Annotated in this window: 17 protein-coding genes and 3 tRNA genes; 12 read left to right on the top strand and 8 right to left on the bottom strand. The window is 37.2% G+C overall.

The annotated features are described in order from the left end of the window. Positions 1 to 5: 5 nt before the first annotated feature. Positions 6 to 368: a transcriptional regulator gene (locus A6B43_RS02630; RefSeq protein WP_124211750.1), complete on the bottom strand. Its 363-nt coding sequence runs from the start codon at positions 366 to 368 to the stop codon at positions 6 to 8. Between the two features lie 659 nt (positions 369 to 1,027). On the opposite strand from A6B43_RS02630, the gene rlmN reads away from it, so the two are divergent. Further along, positions 1,028 to 2,200, top strand: coding sequence for a dual-specificity RNA methyltransferase RlmN (gene rlmN, locus A6B43_RS02625; protein WP_124211749.1), 1,173 nt, complete (start codon positions 1,028 to 1,030; stop codon positions 2,198 to 2,200). Between the two features lie 48 nt (positions 2,201 to 2,248). Next, positions 2,249 to 2,830 carry a type IV pilus biogenesis/stability protein PilW gene (pilW, locus tag A6B43_RS02620; protein ID WP_124211748.1) on the top strand — a complete coding sequence of 194 codons (582 nt, stop codon included), beginning with the start codon at positions 2,249 to 2,251 and terminating at the stop codon, positions 2,828 to 2,830. 54 nt (positions 2,831 to 2,884) lie between these two features. Here the strand turns inward: pilW and A6B43_RS02615 are convergent, their stop codons facing one another. Next, complete coding sequence (locus A6B43_RS02615) at positions 2,885 to 3,274, bottom strand: SufE family protein (RefSeq protein WP_124211747.1); 390 nt, start codon at positions 3,272 to 3,274, stop codon at positions 2,885 to 2,887. A 125-nt stretch (positions 3,275 to 3,399) separates the two neighbouring features. Here A6B43_RS02615 and clpP point away from each other — a divergent pair, with 125 nt between their 5' ends. Genes clpP through A6B43_RS02595 form a run of 4 tightly spaced genes read left to right on the top strand, consistent with a single transcriptional unit; the run spans position 3,400 to position 6,436 of the window. Beyond that, positions 3,400 to 3,990: an ATP-dependent Clp endopeptidase proteolytic subunit ClpP gene (gene clpP, locus A6B43_RS02610; RefSeq protein ID WP_124211746.1), complete on the top strand. Its 591-nt coding sequence runs from the start codon at positions 3,400 to 3,402 to the stop codon at positions 3,988 to 3,990. After that, positions 3,990 to 5,243, top strand: a complete 1,254-nt coding sequence (clpX, locus tag A6B43_RS02605; protein WP_124211745.1) for an ATP-dependent protease ATP-binding subunit ClpX — start codon at positions 3,990 to 3,992, stop codon at positions 5,241 to 5,243. The genes clpP and clpX overlap by 1 nt, the downstream gene beginning before the upstream one ends. 46 nt (positions 5,244 to 5,289) lie before the next feature. Next, complete coding sequence (lpxK, locus tag A6B43_RS02600) at positions 5,290 to 6,273, top strand: tetraacyldisaccharide 4'-kinase (protein ID WP_124211744.1); 984 nt, start codon at positions 5,290 to 5,292, stop codon at positions 6,271 to 6,273. A 1-nt stretch (position 6,274) separates the two neighbouring features. Further along, positions 6,275 to 6,436, top strand: coding sequence for a Trm112 family protein (locus A6B43_RS02595; RefSeq protein WP_124211743.1), 162 nt, complete (start codon positions 6,275 to 6,277; stop codon positions 6,434 to 6,436). Positions 6,437 to 6,493: 57 nt separating this feature from the next. Here the strand turns inward: A6B43_RS02595 and infA are convergent, their stop codons facing one another. Both infA and A6B43_RS02585 read right to left on the bottom strand, forming a co-directional pair. Then, positions 6,494 to 6,712 carry a translation initiation factor IF-1 gene (infA, locus tag A6B43_RS02590; protein ID WP_077557709.1) on the bottom strand — a complete coding sequence of 73 codons (219 nt, stop codon included), beginning with the start codon at positions 6,710 to 6,712 and terminating at the stop codon, positions 6,494 to 6,496. 83 nt (positions 6,713 to 6,795) lie between these two features. Then, positions 6,796 to 7,473, bottom strand: a complete 678-nt coding sequence (locus tag A6B43_RS02585; RefSeq protein WP_237306917.1) for a YtjB family periplasmic protein — start codon at positions 7,471 to 7,473, stop codon at positions 6,796 to 6,798. Positions 7,474 to 7,591: 118 nt separating this feature from the next. Between A6B43_RS02585 and serB the strand changes: the two genes are divergently transcribed. From serB to A6B43_RS02555, 6 genes are all read left to right on the top strand, one after another. Continuing rightward, the gene (gene serB / locus A6B43_RS02580) at positions 7,592 to 8,458 is read left to right on the top strand and encodes a phosphoserine phosphatase SerB (RefSeq protein WP_124211742.1); all 867 of its coding nucleotides are present in this window, start codon (positions 7,592 to 7,594) and stop codon (positions 8,456 to 8,458) included. Position 8,459: 1 nt separating this feature from the next. Further along, on the top strand, positions 8,460 to 8,951 hold the full coding sequence (locus tag A6B43_RS02575) for a YajQ family cyclic di-GMP-binding protein (protein WP_124211741.1): 492 nt from the start codon (positions 8,460 to 8,462) through the stop codon (positions 8,949 to 8,951). Between the two features lie 194 nt (positions 8,952 to 9,145). Continuing rightward, positions 9,146 to 9,239 (top strand) — tRNA-Ser (locus tag A6B43_RS02570). A gap of 13 nt (positions 9,240 to 9,252) precedes the next feature. Further along, a tRNA-Arg gene (locus tag A6B43_RS02565) sits at positions 9,253 to 9,329 on the top strand. A gap of 73 nt (positions 9,330 to 9,402) precedes the next feature. Continuing rightward, positions 9,403 to 9,479: transfer RNA gene (locus A6B43_RS02560), tRNA-Arg, on the top strand. Positions 9,480 to 9,544: 65 nt separating this feature from the next. Continuing rightward, positions 9,545 to 10,843: an NAD(P)/FAD-dependent oxidoreductase gene (locus tag A6B43_RS02555; RefSeq protein ID WP_124211740.1), complete on the top strand. Its 1,299-nt coding sequence runs from the start codon at positions 9,545 to 9,547 to the stop codon at positions 10,841 to 10,843. A 273-nt stretch (positions 10,844 to 11,116) separates the two neighbouring features. Here A6B43_RS02555 and A6B43_RS02550 read toward each other — a convergent pair whose 3' ends face one another. The 4 genes from A6B43_RS02550 to A6B43_RS02535 form a co-directional block, all read right to left on the bottom strand. Beyond that, positions 11,117 to 11,260 carry a hypothetical protein gene (locus tag A6B43_RS02550; protein WP_170152444.1) on the bottom strand — a complete coding sequence of 48 codons (144 nt, stop codon included), beginning with the start codon at positions 11,258 to 11,260 and terminating at the stop codon, positions 11,117 to 11,119. Positions 11,261 to 11,334: 74 nt separating this feature from the next. Continuing rightward, on the bottom strand, positions 11,335 to 12,744 hold the full coding sequence (gene mltF, locus A6B43_RS02545; RefSeq protein ID WP_124211739.1) for a membrane-bound lytic murein transglycosylase MltF: 1,410 nt from the start codon (positions 12,742 to 12,744) through the stop codon (positions 11,335 to 11,337). A 122-nt stretch (positions 12,745 to 12,866) separates the two neighbouring features. Further along, positions 12,867 to 14,708 carry an ABC transporter ATP-binding protein gene (locus A6B43_RS02540; protein ID WP_124211738.1) on the bottom strand — a complete coding sequence of 614 codons (1,842 nt, stop codon included), beginning with the start codon at positions 14,706 to 14,708 and terminating at the stop codon, positions 12,867 to 12,869. Positions 14,709 to 14,907: 199 nt separating this feature from the next. After that, a complete protein-coding gene (locus A6B43_RS02535) occupies positions 14,908 to 17,541 on the bottom strand; it encodes a PqiB family protein (protein WP_124211737.1) in 2,634 nt (877 codons plus the stop codon). Positions 17,542 to 17,635 lie beyond the last annotated feature (94 nt).

Raw genomic sequence — 17,635 nt, 5'->3', positions numbered from 1 at the left:
CTTAATTAACTTTTATAAAATCCACTAATAAATTGTACTAACGATACTTTCTGTTCTTCGCTTAGTTTACTAATCATTTCAATTAAAACATCATCAACGGCTGAATAGCTTTTCTCTTCTGTTGTGCCATATCTTAGCCATTCAGGCTTTACGTTTAGCCATTTAGACAGCGTTTGAATTTTATCATTAGCAGGGATAGCTAAACTATTTAACCACTTATGAACAGCTTGTGGCGTAACAGCTTCATTTTCATATTGAAGATTAAATTTAGTCGCAATTTCGCTCGTTTTCATTTGCTGTGGATAGGCAGAAGAAATAGCTAGCTTAAGACGTTGGCTGAATTTTTCTTTTTCTGTTTGAATTTTCATATTGAAATTATCAGCGAAGAGAAAAATTAGTTGCCAACCATTATAGTTTTTATATAAACCGAAATGGTTTTAGTTAGTTGTTGTTACTAAAACATAATCTTTTATATTTTAACTTTATATTGAGGTAATTTATGTTTAAGAAAATTCTTACATTCATTCTTATTTTTACTGCGTTATCAGCATCAGCGTATGCAATTCGTAACTCTTACGATTCAAATATTAAATCAAGATGTAGTGATGGATCTTACTTAACGTCAAGCGGATCAGGTGCATGTTCTTGGCATGGCGGTATGCGTTAATGTATGAGTAAAATTTTAGTATTTATATTTATGACATTATCAATGAATGTGAGTGCAAATGAGTTTCTTAATAAATATAAGAAAGTTAATTATGAATATGATGTTCTTATAGCTGAGTTAAATAAGAATATAAATTGTTTTCATCATATTAAATTGATCAATCGAATTCAATAAAATTTCCGAAAGCTTACCGATTCAGTGAGCTTTTTTGCGATCGTGATCGAGAAATTGCAATCTTCAACTTTGCAAAGCAAGTAAAAATTACTAGCCTAATGAGGCGGACATCAGTAGAATTTGCACTCTTTTTATCAATGCAAAACTTACCTTTTGCCACAAACCGTGTAATAACGAGGCTTTTTAATGTCTGAACAGATTCAAGCAACCAATGTAGGTTGTCAAAGCGAACAAGAAATCTCTAAAAAAGAGAAAATTAATTTATTAAATCTAAATCGCCAGCAGATGCGGGAGCTATTTGCTGAAATGGGCGAAAAACCTTTTCGTGCAGATCAATTAATGAAATGGATTTACCATTTTGGTGAAGATAATTTTGATAATATGACGAATATTAACAAAGTACTGCGTGAAAAATTAAAACAAGTAGCGGAAATTAAAGCCCCAGAGGTTGCAGTAGAGCAACGTTCGGCAGACGGTACAATCAAATGGGCTATGTGGGTTGGTGATCAGCAGATAGAAACTGTTTATATCCCCGAAGATGATCGAGCAACATTATGCGTTTCTTCTCAAGTAGGGTGTGCGTTAGCATGTACATTTTGCTCAACTGCACAACAAGGCTTTAACCGTAATTTGAGTGTGTCAGAAATTATAGGGCAGGTTTGGCGAGCATCAAAAATTGTCGGTAATTTTGGTGTAACAGGCGTACGACCGATTACCAATGTTGTTATGATGGGAATGGGCGAGCCATTGCTTAATATGAATAATGTTATTCCGTCTATGGAAATTATGTTAGATGATTTTGCCTATGGGCTATCAAAACGCCGAGTTACCCTTTCTACATCGGGTGTTGTGCCTGCATTGGATAAAATGCGAGAGCAAATTGATGTGGCGTTAGCAATTTCGTTGCACGCCCCAAATGATGAATTACGAGATGAAATTGTACCGATCAACAAGAAATATAATATCAAAATGTTGATTGATTCCGTGAATAAATATCTCGAAGTATCAAATGCAAATCACGGTAAAGTAACGATTGAATATGTTATGCTTAATCAAGTAAATGATAGTATTGAACACGCTCACCAGTTAGCCGAAGTGTTAAAAAATACGCCGAGTAAAATTAATTTGATTCCGTGGAACCCGTTTCCTGAAGCGCCTTATGCGAAAAGTTCCAATACGCGTATTGATCGTTTCCAGAAAACGCTAATGGAGTATGGCTTTACCGTTACGGTACGGAAAACTCGGGGTGATGATATTGATGCAGCCTGTGGACAGCTTGCAGGTGATGTTATTGATAGAACCAAACGCACTCTTGAAAAACGTAAATTTGGCGAAGGTATTAGCGTCAAAGCACATTGATAAATTAAGGGTAAGGGTGGTTTCCACCCTTTTTTATTGGGAGAACAAATGAAAATTGCAATTTTTTTACGTTATCTTACCGCTTGTATTGTACTTTGTTACTTAAGTGGCTGTGTTAATTCTATTTCTTCTGAGCAACGTGAATTTAATCATTCACAAGCGGTTAAAGCACGAGTTAATTTAGCATTAGCTTATTTAGAACAGAATGATTATCCAAAAGCAAAAGAAAACATTGATAGGGCAATAAAACACGATTCAAATGATTACCTACCTTATTCTGTTCAGGCTTATTATTACCAGCAAATTGGAGAGCCACAAAATGCGGAGGCTAGTTATCAGCAAGCTCTTGAATTGAGTAAAACACAATCATTAGATAAACATCCTCGTCCTGATGTGCGTAATAATTATGGTACTTTTTTATGTAAGCAAGGGAAATTTGATGCTGCTGATATTCAATTTGAACAAGCCTTAAAAAGCCAATCTCACTACTATCATCAAGCAGATACATTAGAAAATCGAATATTATGTGCTTTACAGGCAAAAAATAATGAGAAATTAGTTCAGTTTCTTAATCAGTTAGAAAAGTTAGATCAAACAAGAGCTAGAGAGCTGAAAAAATTATTGCCTTAATCAAGCTACCTTAATTTTACAAGCGGTGCGTTTTTATAAATTTTTGCAATGAAATCATTGGTTAGCGGTTGTTTGAACAATCTGTTGAATTTGTTTTAAACCATTCAAACGAGTGCTGGTTAAATGTCGAGAAAGTTGCAACTCATCAAACAAGGCTTGAATATCAAATTGTTGTAACTGTTCGAGCGTTTTTTCAGAAAGAGCAATATTCAAAATAGCTAAAATACCTTGCATTAGACGAGCGTCGCTATATGCTGAAATTTGACGGGGTTCAAGGCTAAAGTTGAACCATAAACGACTTTCACAGCCGTGAATTTCAGGTAAGGTAGCGAGTTCTTCTTCACTCGGTTTAGATAATTGGCGGCTAAATTGAATTAACAAGCGGTGTCTTTCTTCCCAAGATTTGCTCGTTTTAAAAAGAGAATAGATTTCATTTAAAGACATAGAATTCACAGTAAGTACAAATTAGTCTATTTTAGCCTGATTTCTTGCTACTTTCTACATTCCCTAAATTTTGCTAAACTTATCCGAATTTATTAGGTAGAACTTATTTATATTAAGGAAATGCAATGTCAGTTATTCCAATGGTTGTAGAGCAAAGCTCTAAAGGGGAGCGTGCTTACGATATTTATTCACGTTTACTCAAAGAACGTATTATTTTCTTAAATGGCGGTGTGGAAGATGAAATGGCAAAGTTAATTGTTGCTCAATTACTCTTTTTAGAAGCCGAAGATCCAGAAAAAGATATTCATTTATATATCAATTCCCCAGGCGGATCAGTTACTGCGGGAATGGCAATTTTCGATACAATGAATTTTATCAAACCTGATGTGAGTACCGTGTGTATTGGACAAGCCTGTTCAATGGGAGCATTTTTACTCTCTGCTGGGACAAAGGGCAAACGTTTTGCACTTCCTCACGCACGCGTGATGATTCATCAGCCATTAGGTGGGTTCCGTGGTCAAGCGTCTGATATTCAGATCCACGCTCAAGAAATTTTAAAAATTAAGCAAACCTTAAATCAGCGTATGGCAGAGCATACAGGGCAGCCATTAGAAAAAGTCGAAAAAGATACAGATCGTGATAATTTTATGTCAGCAGAAGAAGCCCAAGCCTACGGCTTAATCGATAAAGTGGTTACACATAGAGATAATAAATAATGAGTAAAATTGAAAAAGAGCCACATTGTAGTTTTTGTGGTAAACGCCGTAATGAAGTTGATGCCTTAATTGAAGGAACAGAAGGGCATATTTGTAACGAATGTATTGAAGAATCTTATGCGTTATTGAATGGCGATGAAGAGATTTTAACAGAAGGTGATATACAAGACGCAGAAGTAGGCTTTTTTGATAAAGTCCCAACTCCCCACGAAATTCACGCTTATTTAAATGATTATGTTATTGGGCAAGATCACGCTAAAAAGGTACTTTCGGTGGCAGTTTATAATCATTATAAACGCTTGCGTAATGCATTTTTACCTAACCAAGATGATGAAAAAGTAGAGTTAGGGAAAAGTAATATTTTACTTATCGGCCCAACAGGAAGCGGTAAAACCTTGTTAGCTGAAAGCCTTGCGAATCGTTTAAATGTCCCGTTTGCCGTGGCTGATGCGACAACATTAACCCAAGCAGGCTATGTAGGGGAAGATGTTGAAAATGTGATTCAAAAATTATTGATGAAATGTGATTACGATCCTGAAAAAGCAGAGCGTGGTATTATTTTCATCGATGAAATTGATAAAATTACCCGTAAATCGGAAAATCCATCGCTTACTCGAGATGTATCTGGTGAGGGTGTCCAACAAGCGTTGTTGAAATTAGTGGAAGGAACAGTCGCAAATATCAATCCGCAAGGCGGACGTAAGCACCCGAAACAGGAGACAATTCCTGTTGATACATCTAAAATTTTATTTATTTGTGGTGGTGCTTTTGCAGGTTTAGATAAAATCATTGAGACCCGTACGAATAAACAAGGTGGTATTGGTTTTGGTGCAGAATTGAAAAAAGATAAAGATCGTCAAGCACTCACGGAATTATTTAAGCAAGTAGAGCCTGAAGATTTAGTAAAATTTGGTTTAATTCCTGAATTAATAGGGCGTTTACCGGTTATTACGCCGCTTGCAGAACTTGATGAAGCTGCATTAATTCAAATTTTAACTGAACCTAAGAATGCGATTATCAAACAGTATCAAGTGTTATTCAAAATGGAAGGTGTTGAGCTGAAATTCACTAAAGATGCGTTGATTGAAATTGCACGAAAAGCAATTTCTCGTAAAACGGGTGCTCGTGGTTTACGTTCTATTGTCGAAGATTTATTGTTAGATACAATGTATGATCTCCCTTCATTGAATGCTAAAAAAGTCACTGTGGGTAAAGCTTGTGTAGAAAAAGGCGAAAAACCAAAAGTGGAATAATATTCATTAGGCAACAATTTTGTTGCCTTTATTTTTTATAGATTATATGAAAATTTGGCAATCTCGAACAATTATTACTTGGCTATTGGCCCCTTTCTCGCTGCTTTTTTGGTTAGTTAGCCAATTTCGCCGTTGGTTATATTGTAAGAAAATCTTCTCATCTTACCGTTCTCCTGTGCCTGTGTTGATTGTGGGGAATATTTCAGTCGGTGGAAATGGTAAAACGCCTGTTGTTGTTTGGTTAGTTGAACAATTACAACAACGAGGGATCAAGGTGGGGGTGATTTCTCGTGGCTATGGCGGGAAAAATAAGCAGTTTCCTCAATTAATTACTCCCGAGAGTGATCCTGAACTTATGGGTGATGAACCTGTATTGATTGCACAAAGAACCAAAGCTCCTGTGGCTATTTCACCTAATCGTCAGCAAAGTATTGAGCTCTTACTAAGTCATTTTTCTTTGGATTTAATTATTGCCGATGATGGTTTACAGCATTACGCATTAGATCGAGATATTGAGTGGGTGGTGATTGATGGTGAGCGTTTATTTGGCAATGGCTTTGTTTTGCCTGCTGGCGGGTTACGAGAATTGCCTAGCCGTTTACAGTCGGTACAAGCGGTGATTTGCAATGGAAAAAGTGCAAATGTTGCGAATGAACATTTAATGCAACTTCTACCAGATAATGCTATCAATTTAAAAACAGGGCAAGCTAAACCTTTGGTAGATTTTACGGCACAAAAGGTCGTTGCATTAGCGGGTATTGGCTATCCTCCACGCTTTTTTTCAATGCTAGAAAACTATGGAATTTCATTGTATCAACAGCATAGTTTTGCCGATCATCAGTCTTATACAAAAGAGATGCTTGATCCATTATCTATGGGGGGGATTCCATTATTGATGACAGAAAAAGATGCGGTAAAATGTACTGAATTTGCTCAAGAAAATTGGTGGTGTGTTCCTGTTTCTGCAAAATTTTCCGAGCAATCAACCGCTTGTTTACTTGAGCCTATTCTTAATTTAGTGAGAAAATAAAATGAATGAAAAATTATTGATGACAATTGCTTGCCCGATTACCCATAATAAATTGGAGTGGGACAAAGAAAATAACCGTTTGGTGAGTCGGGAAGCAAAGCTTGCATACCCCATTGAAAATGATATTCCTGTATTATTACCAGAACGAGCTGAGTCTCTTTAAGGCTTGCAGTAAAACAAAACGGAAGCAGTTTGCTTCCGTTTGTTATTTCTAGGTTAATTATCTTGCACGGAAAATAATGCGACCTTTAGTTAGATCGTAAGGGGTCATCTCAACGGTTACTTTATCCCCTGTTAAAATACGAATATAGTTTTTACGCATTTTTCCTGAAATATGAGCAGTTACAACGTGTCCGTTCTCTAATTCCACACGAAACATTGTATTTGGTAAGGTTTCTAAAATTGTACCTTGCATTTCAATGCAATCTTCTTTAGCCATTTATTCCTCTGATTATGAATGATATAAGTATGCCATTCGGCAAAAACAGTTAGATATTATACTCTCACTTGACGGAATTACAATCATTTACGCCCAAAAGCACGACGGCGAGAGTGAAAACGCTGGGTTTGGCTTTTATTTTCGGCTTGTGCCAGTTTCAATGGCGTATGAATAATATGTACTCGCTTGTGAGTGAAATAGTAAAAGCAGCTGATAAAAAGCCCACCCGTAAGAAATAAGATGATTAGCTCTCCATAGAGAAGATGAAAGAGATCATTCACTTTGCTTTGTGTTGTTTGCCCATATTGTGAATCAAATGTAACCCGTAAAAAACCAACAAGGTTTTGTTGAGATAAAATAGGTTCTACGATTTGTTGAGTCTGCTTGTTAGACATATCTTGTGAGGTTGGAGTAAATTTGAGCGTATTGTGACTTTGTGCAATGAGTATACCCGTTGGAGCATAAAGGGTTGCATCTATTACAAACTCTTCTTTTGAAAATGTATCTAAGGCTTCAGCCAGTTCTTCTGTTTTAGCATTGCGGATTAGCATTAGTGAGAAGAGCTTAGCCTGTTGGCGAACCAGTAAGTGTGAAAGATTCGCAACTTGGTTGATCCCTGCTAGTTGTGAGCCAATTTTAAAATGATTGATACTGGTGATAATTAATGACACAGTTAGCAGGCAAGTAATCATTACACTGGCTAAAATTCCCATTTTCCACATTTTTCTGCTAATTTTTTGCATAATTTCTGTTGTTACCATTATGAAAATGCTGAGCCTAATTCTAGCTTGTAAATTTGTACGTAACAAGAAAAGGAGCGTGGACATTCCCGTTTTATTTTTTTATTATTTTAAAAGGCTTAACTAATTAGGTGTAAGAATGCCATTTTTTATCTATTCAAAAACACTTTCGACAGAAAAAATTACTGAATTTCAGCAACAAAATGCACTAAATTTATTGGGTATATGCTGTTATTTGGATTATCAAATTGCATTTTTTGATCAGCCTCTGACTGAGAATATTAAGCAAAATGCGTCATTGATGGCCTGTGATATTAGTGATCTAGATATTATTCCCGATCTTGAGCAGATGGGGTTACTTGTTATGGATATGGATTCTACGGCAATTAAAATTGAGTGTATTGATGAAATTGCTAAATTGGCGGGAACAGGTGAAATGGTCTCCACAATTACGGCAAGCGCAATGCAAGGCGAGCTTGATTTTGAGCAGAGTTTAAGAAAACGAGTGGCAACATTGAAAGATGCACCTGAAATAATTTTGCAAAAAGTACGTGATAGCCTACCGCTTATGGATGGTTTTGAGCAGATGGTTGAAATTTTGCAGAGTAAGGGATGGAAGTTGGCAATCGCCTCGGGGGGATTTAATTATTTTGCTGATTATCTTCAACAAAAATATAAGCTAGATGCTGCAGTATCTAATCAATTAGAAATTATAAATGGCAAATTAACGGGTAAAGTTAAGGGGAGTATTGTTGATGCAATTTATAAAGCAGAGAGTCTTAAACAGTTAGCCGAACAGTATGAAATACCTCAAAATCAATGGGTTGCAGTGGGTGATGGTGCGAATGATTTGGTAATGTTACAAGTGGCAAGTCTTGGAGTTGCTTTACACGCAAAACCTAAAGTTCAAGCACAAGCGAAGAATGTGGTAAACTTTGGTGATTTAACCGCATTGATAGTATTATTAAATGCAAAAAATTTATTTATGGAATTAGAAGGAAAATAGAATGCCATCTTTTGATATTGTTTCTGAAATTACAATGCACGAAGTACGTAATGCGGTAGAAAATGCAAATCGTGTGTTAAGTACACGCTATGATTTTCGTGGCGTTGAGGCAGTTATTGAGCTAAATGAAAAAAATGAGAGTATTAAAATTACTTCGGAGTCAGATTTCCAATTAGAACAGTTAAATGAAATTTTAATGGGGGCTTGTATTAAGCGGGGAATTGAGCATAGCTCATTAGATATTCCAAGTGAAAGTGAACATCACGGTAAATTATATAGTAAAGAAATTAAGCTTAAGCAAGGAATTGAAACTGAAATGGCTAAGAAAATTACTAAATTAGTGAAAGATGCCAAAATGAAGGTTCAAACCCAAATTCAAGGAGAGCAGGTACGTGTAACAGGAAAATCACGAGATGATCTTCAAGCGGTAATTTCGTTAGTAAAAAATGCAAATTTAGGGCAACCTTTCCAATTTAATAATTTTCGAGATTAGTATTGGTTTTTGTTGAAATAGCTAAAAAGAGAAGATACTAAAGATAAGGTGATGATATTTGAGTAAATTTTTAATAAGATTTGCAAAAATACATCACTTTGGCGACTATCTAGGCAAGTAGTAAAATTTTTCCAAAAAAGCGTTTGACATATTTTTATAAAATAGTAATATTCACGCCCACAGACACAGTGAGTGGTGAGATGGCCGAGCAGGCTGAAGGCGCTCCCCTGCTAAGGGAGTATGGGGTCAAAAACTCCATCGAGGGTTCGAATCCCTCTCTCACCGCCATTTACTTTATCACGCACCCGTAGCTCAGCTGGATAGAGTACTCGGCTACGAACCGAGCGGTCAGAGGTTCGAATCCTCTCGGGTGCGCCATTTATTTTTTATCTATCAAGAATAAATGGTAGCAATAAATACTAAGTTAAAGTAAACGTTTCTTATCAAATACGCACCCGTAGCTCAGCTGGATAGAGTACTCGGCTACGAACCGAGCGGTCAGAGGTTCGAATCCTCTCGGGTGCGCCATTTCACATATTATTCAAATATCTAATTCATTTCTTAAATAAATTACCTAAGTTTAAACGATAATTATGCTAAATTTTGCACATCAAGAACATATTCGTACTTACTATTCTGACACCCGTAATGAGAATGTTAAATATTCTCCATTAACTCACAATATTTCTGCGGATGTTTGCATTATCGGTGCAGGCTTTTTAGGGCTTTCAACAGCGATTGAATTAGCTGAAAAAGGTAAAAAAGTTGTGGTAATTGAAGGGGCTAGAGTTGGATTTGGCGCTTCTGGACGTAATGGCGGGCAGGCTATCAATGGCTTTGAGGAAGGCATTGATGAATATGTTGAACAAATGGGCATTGATAATGTGCGTAAACTTTGGGAAATGTCGTTAGAAGCGATTGACATTATTGATGAGCGTGTAAATAAATATCAAATTCAGTGTGATTGGAAAAAAGGTTATGCAACATTAGCGTTAAATTCTCGCCGTTTAGGGGATTTAATTGCTATTGAAAAAACTGCTCGGGAGCTATTTGGTTATTCCGTAATGACTTTATGGGATAAGCAAAAACTTCAGCAACATTTGGGCAGTGAAATTTATTGTGGGGCATTGTATGACCCACAATCAGGGCATTTACATCCGCTTAATTATTGCTTAGGACTTGCACGAGCTGCTCACACTCTAGGTGTAGAAATTTATGAGCATACGCCTGCCCTTGATATTCGTTCAAATGAGCAACAAGCGAAAATTATTACGCCTCAAGCTGAAATTACCGTACAAAATGTAGTATTAGCCGTCAATGCCTATATTGATGAAGAGTTGAATAAAAAAATTGGAGTAAAACTGGCTCGAAAAATTCTGCCCGTAGAAAGTTTTATTATTGCCACAGAGCCACTTGATCAAAATATAGCAGACAGTGTAATTAATAACGGTATGTCAGTCTGTGATAATAACCGCTTACTAGATTACTATCGTTTAACTGCAGATAACCGCTTATTATTTGGCAGTGATTCCAGCTCTAATGTCGATATGATGCAAAAAATGCGTCAAAATATGTTATATGTTTTTCCGCAGCTAGAAAATGTACGTATTGACTATGGCTGGGGTGGGCCGATTGATATGACCCTTAATTCAGCGCCGCATTTCGGCAAATTGAAATCAAATATTTATTTTGCTCAAGGTTTTTCTGGACACGGCGTGGCATTGACAGGACTTGCTGGCAGAGTGATTGCAGAAGCAATTGATGGTAACGAAGAACGTTTACGTTTATTTGAGCAGTTTAAAGTTCCAAGTGTTTACGGTGGGAAATGGGTTAAGAAATTAGCCTTAAAAATTGGTATCCCTTATTATCGTTTTTTAGATAAATATCGTTAAAAGCTTTTCAGTAAATAGAAATTAGTAAATCAATATTTTGTTAGCAATTTGTTTTTTAATTTATTAATGTTACTTGTAAGCTTTCCGCTAAATAGAACAAAATATTAATCATATAAGCACTTAATGGCTTTTCGGCACGTAATCCTGAAGATGTGCCAAAAGTATTTTATTTACTCGTTGCAAAGAAAAAACGGTGCGTTTAGTTAAAAATTGCAGGCAACGCCTCTTTTTCTATGTAAATTGGAGCGGCCAAATTATTATTTGGCTTACCGTTTATTGCTGAGGATTTAAAATAACAAAGCCGATACGGTGGCGATTTGAAATCCGCCGTTTTAAGCGATAAAGCCGTAAAATACGGTGTGATTTATTACTGTTTAGACGGCGAGTTCGTTGTCTTAATTTTCTCTTTCTAATCATTTCTTTACCTTCTTACTATTGTATTTTTACATTGTTGATGTGGTAGATTTTGTCAGTGGTTAATTTAATTTTGATTAAAGCTCTTGTGGTTGCTCTTCTTTTTCTAATGCTCGTTCTTTAATCCGTTGATAGTTGATAATGCTATGATAATAGCGGCGAATATTCTCAACATAATTAAATGCTTCAAAACCTCGAGCGTAGCCATATTTTAAACTATTGTAATAACGTTTTTCTGCCAATAAAGGCAAGTTTTTTTTCACATCTAGCCAATTATCGGGGTTGCCACCTAGCTGTTTGGTTAAACGTCTAACATCAATTAAATGCCCTAGCCCCATATTGTAAGCCGCTAATGCAAACCAAATTCTATCTTCGGGAACAATGCTATTTGGTAGTTGGTTAATGAGCAAATGTAAATAATCCGCCCCCGCTTTTATACTCTGTTCAGGGTTTGTTCTATCTTGTACATTCATTCGTTCAGCCGTATTCCGGGTTAGCATCATTATGCCTCTTACCCCTGTAGGTGAGGTGGCAGAAGGATCCCAATGAGATTCTTGATAAGCAATTGCGGCTAACATTTGCCATTCAAGTTCCCCTTGATATTTTTCAAAAAGAGGTTGGTATTTCGGTAAAGTATTTTCGATTGCTCGCAGATAGCTTGCAGTATCAACGTAATCAAAATTGGATAAATGGTTAAAATATTTCTCTTCAATGCGTGAAATTGTACTATTTTCATTAGCTTGATTCATAAATTCAAGTACAGCGGCTTGTAATTCGCTATATGCACTGTTTTGTAAATACCAAACAACGGGAGCTTCATCTGTTAGGTCAAAGCCCACTGCAATTTCAGGTTTGATATGCTGGGCTGCAGAAATATCGACAGAAACTGCAACGGTGTAAGGGATTTTTCCTTCTGCTACTTGGATTAACAACTCTTCTTGCGTGAATTTATCGGTTGTTTTCCAACGTAATTGAGGGTGAGTGGCTTGTAGTTGTTGTAGCAAAGGGAGCACGGAAGAGCTTGATGATACAAGCAATTCGGCATTGAGATCGTCAATTTTATAGGGGCGTTGTGTCCCTTTTTTATAGACAATTTGCCACGAAGTTGAATAGTAGCTTGCTCCAATTTGGAATTGTTTGGCCTGCTCTGGTTGATAAAGTAGCCCGGCAGCAGCAATATCAATCTCATTATTCTTTAGAGCATTAAATAGTGCTGCACTGGTATCAAAAGAGGTAATATTTAATGATACATTCAAGTAATTTGCAAACGCAGTTGCCAGATCATATTCAATGCCAGAATGACCTTCTACCCCAACAAAATAGCCTAGAGGGTGATTAATAACTCCTACTCTTAGCACTTTATCGTTTTGAATTTGCATATAATGATTTTGTTCTGCTCGCATTGTTTTTTGCCACGGAAAGCTCATATCCCAAGCCCATAGTAGCAAAGCAATAGCAGCCATTACTCGAATTGCTAAACCTTTCAAATTTTTTTCTCTCTATAAAATTAGAACCGAAGTGTAGCAAACTTCGGTTCAGATAAAAATAGTTAGTGAACGATCACAAGCGGTCAAATTTACCTGCTTTTTGTAATTTTATCGGCTGACAGTTATTCATATTCAGGCAAGAATCCACCGCTTTGGTGAGCCCAAAGTTTTGCATAAATGCCATGCTGAGCAAGTAATTCTTCATGAGTGCCTTGTTCTACAATACGCCCTTTATCCATCACAATTAAGCGATCCATTGCCATAATAGTTGAAAGACGGTGAGCAATTGCTACAACAGTTTTACCGCCCATTAGCTGAGTCAGATTTTCTTGAATAGCCGTCTCAACTTCAGAATCTAAGGCACTGGTTGCCTCATCAAGTAAGAGAATTGGAGCATCTTTAAGCATAACACGAGCAATCGCAATCCTCTGGCGCTGCCCGCCTGAAAGTTTTACCCCACGTTCGCCAACTTGTGCATCATAGCCTGTTCTACCTTGTGCATCGTGTAGTTGTGGAATAAATTCCGCTGCTGCAGCTCTTCGGGTTGCATCTAGCATTTCTTCTTCCGTAGCTGTTGGGCGACCGTACATTAAATTTTCGCGTACAGAACGGTGTAATAATGAGGTGTCTTGAGTAACTAAGCCGATTTGTGAGCGCAAACTTTCTTGGCTAACTTTACTGATATCTTGTCCATCAATAGTGATTGTGCCGTGCTGAACATCATAGAAACGTAGAAGCAGATTCGTTAGAGTTGATTTCCCTGCACCACTTCGACCTACTAATCCTACTTTTTCACCGGGTTTAATATGTAAATTAAAGTTATGTAAGAGTTGTTTTTGTTCATCATAGGCAAAATCAACGTGTTCAAATTTTATATCACCGTGTTGGACCTGTAAGGCTGTCGCATTTTGGTCATCTACTACGGTATGGGGTTTAGAAAGTGTTTCCATTCCGTCTTGAACTGTACCAATATGTTCAAATAGCCCTGCAAATTCCCACATAATCCATTGAGCAATCCCTTTTAAACGCAAAGCAAGTGCCGTAGCGGTCGCAATTGCACCGGCAGTAATCCATTCAAACGACCATAAAGAAAGCCCAATGCCTACGGTCATAAAAATGAGAATAAGTCCGTTGGCATAGGTAAAGAGATCAATTTGAGTAACTAACCGCATTTGTTTGTGTACGGTTACCATAAATTCTTGCATAGATTCTTTCACATATTCAGATTCTCGTTTACCGTGTGAGAAAAGTTTAACGGTCGTAATATTTGAATAGGCATCGGTAATACGTCCAGACATTAAACTACGAGCATCTGATTGTTGTTGTGAAGCAGCTGCTAAACGAGGTACAAAGAAGTAAATGCTAATGGCTAAACAGATAAGCCAAACAGCAAAAGGAAGTAGAAGCCAGCTATTAAATTGAGCGAGAATAACGCCAGATGTTATAAAAAATACGCTCACATATACGACCATTTCGATGAACGTCATTACTACATCACGTACAGCAAGCGCTGTTTGCATTACTTTTGCAGAAATACGACCTGAAAACTCGTCTTGGTAAAAACGCATACTTTGTCCTAGCATCCAGCGGTGGAAAAACCAACGCATTCGCATTGGGTAAACCCCTTGCATACTCTGAAAGCGAAGGCTTGCGTAGGCGTAAGTAGCAATGAGTCCGAGCAGAGCGAGTAGTACAATTTTGATAATATCGTCGCCTTTTTCCGCCCAAAGTTCAGCAGGTGAGTATTTATTTACCCAATCAACGATATTTCCGATAAATTGGAAAAGAATAGAATCGATCATTCCAATGATAACACTGAAGAAAATAGCTAAAAGCAAGTAAGGACGTAGTCCTTTGGTGGATTGCCAAATAAATGGAAGGAGGTGTTTTTTCGGTGGTTTAATGACATTATCGGGATAGGGGTCTATTCGATTTTCAAACCATTCGAATAATTTGTGTAACATTTTGCATTTCCTAAGTGAGTAAATAATAAGTGTATAGATCAAAGGACGCTGTTGCGTCCTTTACGGTTTTTTTATAACAAGCGGTACGATACAAAAAAATTTTGCAAATGACCGCTTGTTGTATCAACCCGTTAATGATTTTTCATCAAGTCCTAACTCTTCATTTAGGGTAATTCCAATATTCTGTTGGACAGAATATCTATTCTGCGACACCCTGATCCCAGCCTAACGCCCCTTCGGGGGTTTTACGTTGTAGGCGGAAACGTTGGTTTGCCTCTGCTTGTGGTTGGACAACGGTGCCAGATGGTGTTGAGAAAGTAATACCACCGTTTAAGAGTTGCGACATTGTACCTGAATTGATACTCGCACCACTTAGGCTAATATCCATTGTGTAACCAGAGGCTGCCCAAAATTGCGAATTTTTACGGACTAAATGGCGGTATTGGTTGCTAATTTTGGCATAAATCAGCACTCTGTCGCCGAGTTCACTTAAACTTAAACGTTGCACTGCACCTACTTGCATTCCACGATAAAGAATAGGCGCATCGGCGACGATACCATTTGCATTACTGGTTTCAATAATAATTGGAAATCCTGAAGTAAATTGTACTGAGCTATTATCTGTATTTGTCAGTGCAAATTGCGTTTGTGTTTTGCCATTACCGACTTGAATATTGATGTAATTTTGTAACACCGCATCAAGATTTTTTAGCCCTGTGGTGCTAATTTCAGGGGAAATTGCACTGAATTTACTGCCTGCTTTGGCAATGACTGGATAGTATTGACCGTTAATAAAAGCGGTCGCTTTTACCTGTTTTTTTGCATTATCGAGTGTTAATGTTTCAATTTTACCTACGGTTAATCCCATATATTTTAATGGCATTCCTTCACTCAGTTTACTCGCATCTTTTGCTGTTAAAGTAATATAAGTATTACCTGAATGAGCCTTTTCTACATTAGCATAGAGTGTTCGATTGTTTTTTGCCCCATTATTATCAAAGCTGATTGCCCCTTTTAGAGTTCGCATTAGCGGAGAAGCCTGTAAATTTAAGCCACGAGCAGAAAGATCAACTTGTACCGCAGGTTCAATCCAAAAACGGCTGTGCTCACTAACTAAATGGCGGTATTTTGGTTCAACAAAAATATCGACCTCAAAATTATTTTTCTGTGGACGAATGTTTAGCACTTCGCCGACTTGGAAATTGCGATACAGTAGTACCGAACCTTGGCTAATGCCCGAAAGTTCTTTGGCGGAAAGGGTCAAAGTTGTTTTCTTTTCGGTTGTTATGACTCCGTTTTCTGCACTTTCTACATCTTTATACAGTGGATATTGTGTTTTAGCTTCGCCTGTTGCGTTACCATCAAGTAAGCGTATTCCACCTTGGACCCATTGTGCAGGAGAACTGGCATTTAAGTGGAAACCGTCTAGTCCTACGGAAAGATCAAGATTAGAAACGGTAATAAATTTGCTATTCTCACCAATTAAATGACGATAATCTGGGAAAATAATTACACTAAATTTTACGTTATTGATGGTAAGATCACGTTTGAGGATTTCACCGATTTTAACATCGTGGTAGTAAACTCCTTGTCCTTGATCCACGCCATAAGATTGTGGAGAAGTTAAGCTAAATGAGAGATTTTCAGGGCGATTGAGCTGGTAGTCCTCATTTTTTTGTACAATAAAATCAAGCTTTGGTTCGCCATCGCCTGCAATAAGCTCAAGATAATTGCCACGGAAAAGCTCGCTAAATTTCTCTAATTGTTCTTTATTTAAATTAAATTTTGGCTGTTTTAATACAATTGCCGAATGTGATCGTAATAGATCTTGATAGTTTGGGTCGATCAATAATGTGCCTAGCCGCATTCCCTGATTATTTGGCGGTGTTTCTAGATTAGATAAAATACCAATTTGAACCCCTTGGTAAAACAGGGCTGTTTCATTTGGACTTAAAGCAATGTTTGTAGGAATTTTGAGATGAGCTTCAATGCCACGTTTAGCTGATTTTATATCAGAGAAGAGTTGATAAGTCTGCTCTTGTTTTGCCTTAACAGAATCAACGGGAGAATCAAAGGCAACAGCCCCTTGTACAACTGAAAGTAAGCTGTCCATTTCTAATGAAATACCGCTATTAAAATTTGCGTTAAATTTCAGCCCACTAATATTCCAAAAATGACTATCTTGTTTAACTAAATGTGTATATTTCTTATTGATCACAACATCAATTTCAACTTTTCTTTGATCATCAGTAAAGCGGTAATCAGCAATTGTTCCAACTGGCACTTTACGGAAATAGACATTCGCACCAACGGTAATAGAGCCAAGATCGTCTGCAATTAGTTTTATCAGTAGATCGCCATCATTAACGGGAACAAGTGGAGCTTCCGTTTCAGCAATAAATTCGTCTTCTTCTTCATTACTTTCTCCTGGTAGTAAGCTGATATAGTTGCCTGATACTAATGCATCTAATCCTGAAACACCTGCTAAAGACGCAGAGGGGCGAACGAGCCAAAATTTAGTATCTTTACGCAGAATATCTTTAGCTTCAGGGGAGATTTCAGCGGTTACTTCGACTTCACGCATTGCGTTAGTAAAGTTTACTTTTTTGACTAAACCAATTTGTAGCCCTTGGAATCGAATAGCTGTTTTACCCGCAGAAATACCCGCACCGTCTTGGAAACGAATAGTAATTTTTTCGCCTTGTTCTTGTAAAATTTGAAAAAAGAGCACGCTCCCTATGAGAAATGCGATTAAAGGTAATAACCAAAAAGGTGAGATTTTACGAGGTGGGCGTACTTTTGCAGGGATAATTTCTACGGTATTTTCTGACATAAATTTGATTCTTTTAAATAGACGTAAGCGGTGCGATATGCAAAAAATTTGCAAATCTCACCGCTTGATAAATGTTACATAGTGATAAGAAAGG

It is taken from the genome of Vespertiliibacter pulmonis, assembly GCF_013377275.1.
Taxonomy (GTDB): Bacteria; Pseudomonadota; Gammaproteobacteria; order Enterobacterales; family Pasteurellaceae; genus Vespertiliibacter; species Vespertiliibacter pulmonis.
Note: the sequence above shows the minus strand (reverse complement) of the source record. Positions and strands in the feature narration are given on the sequence as shown.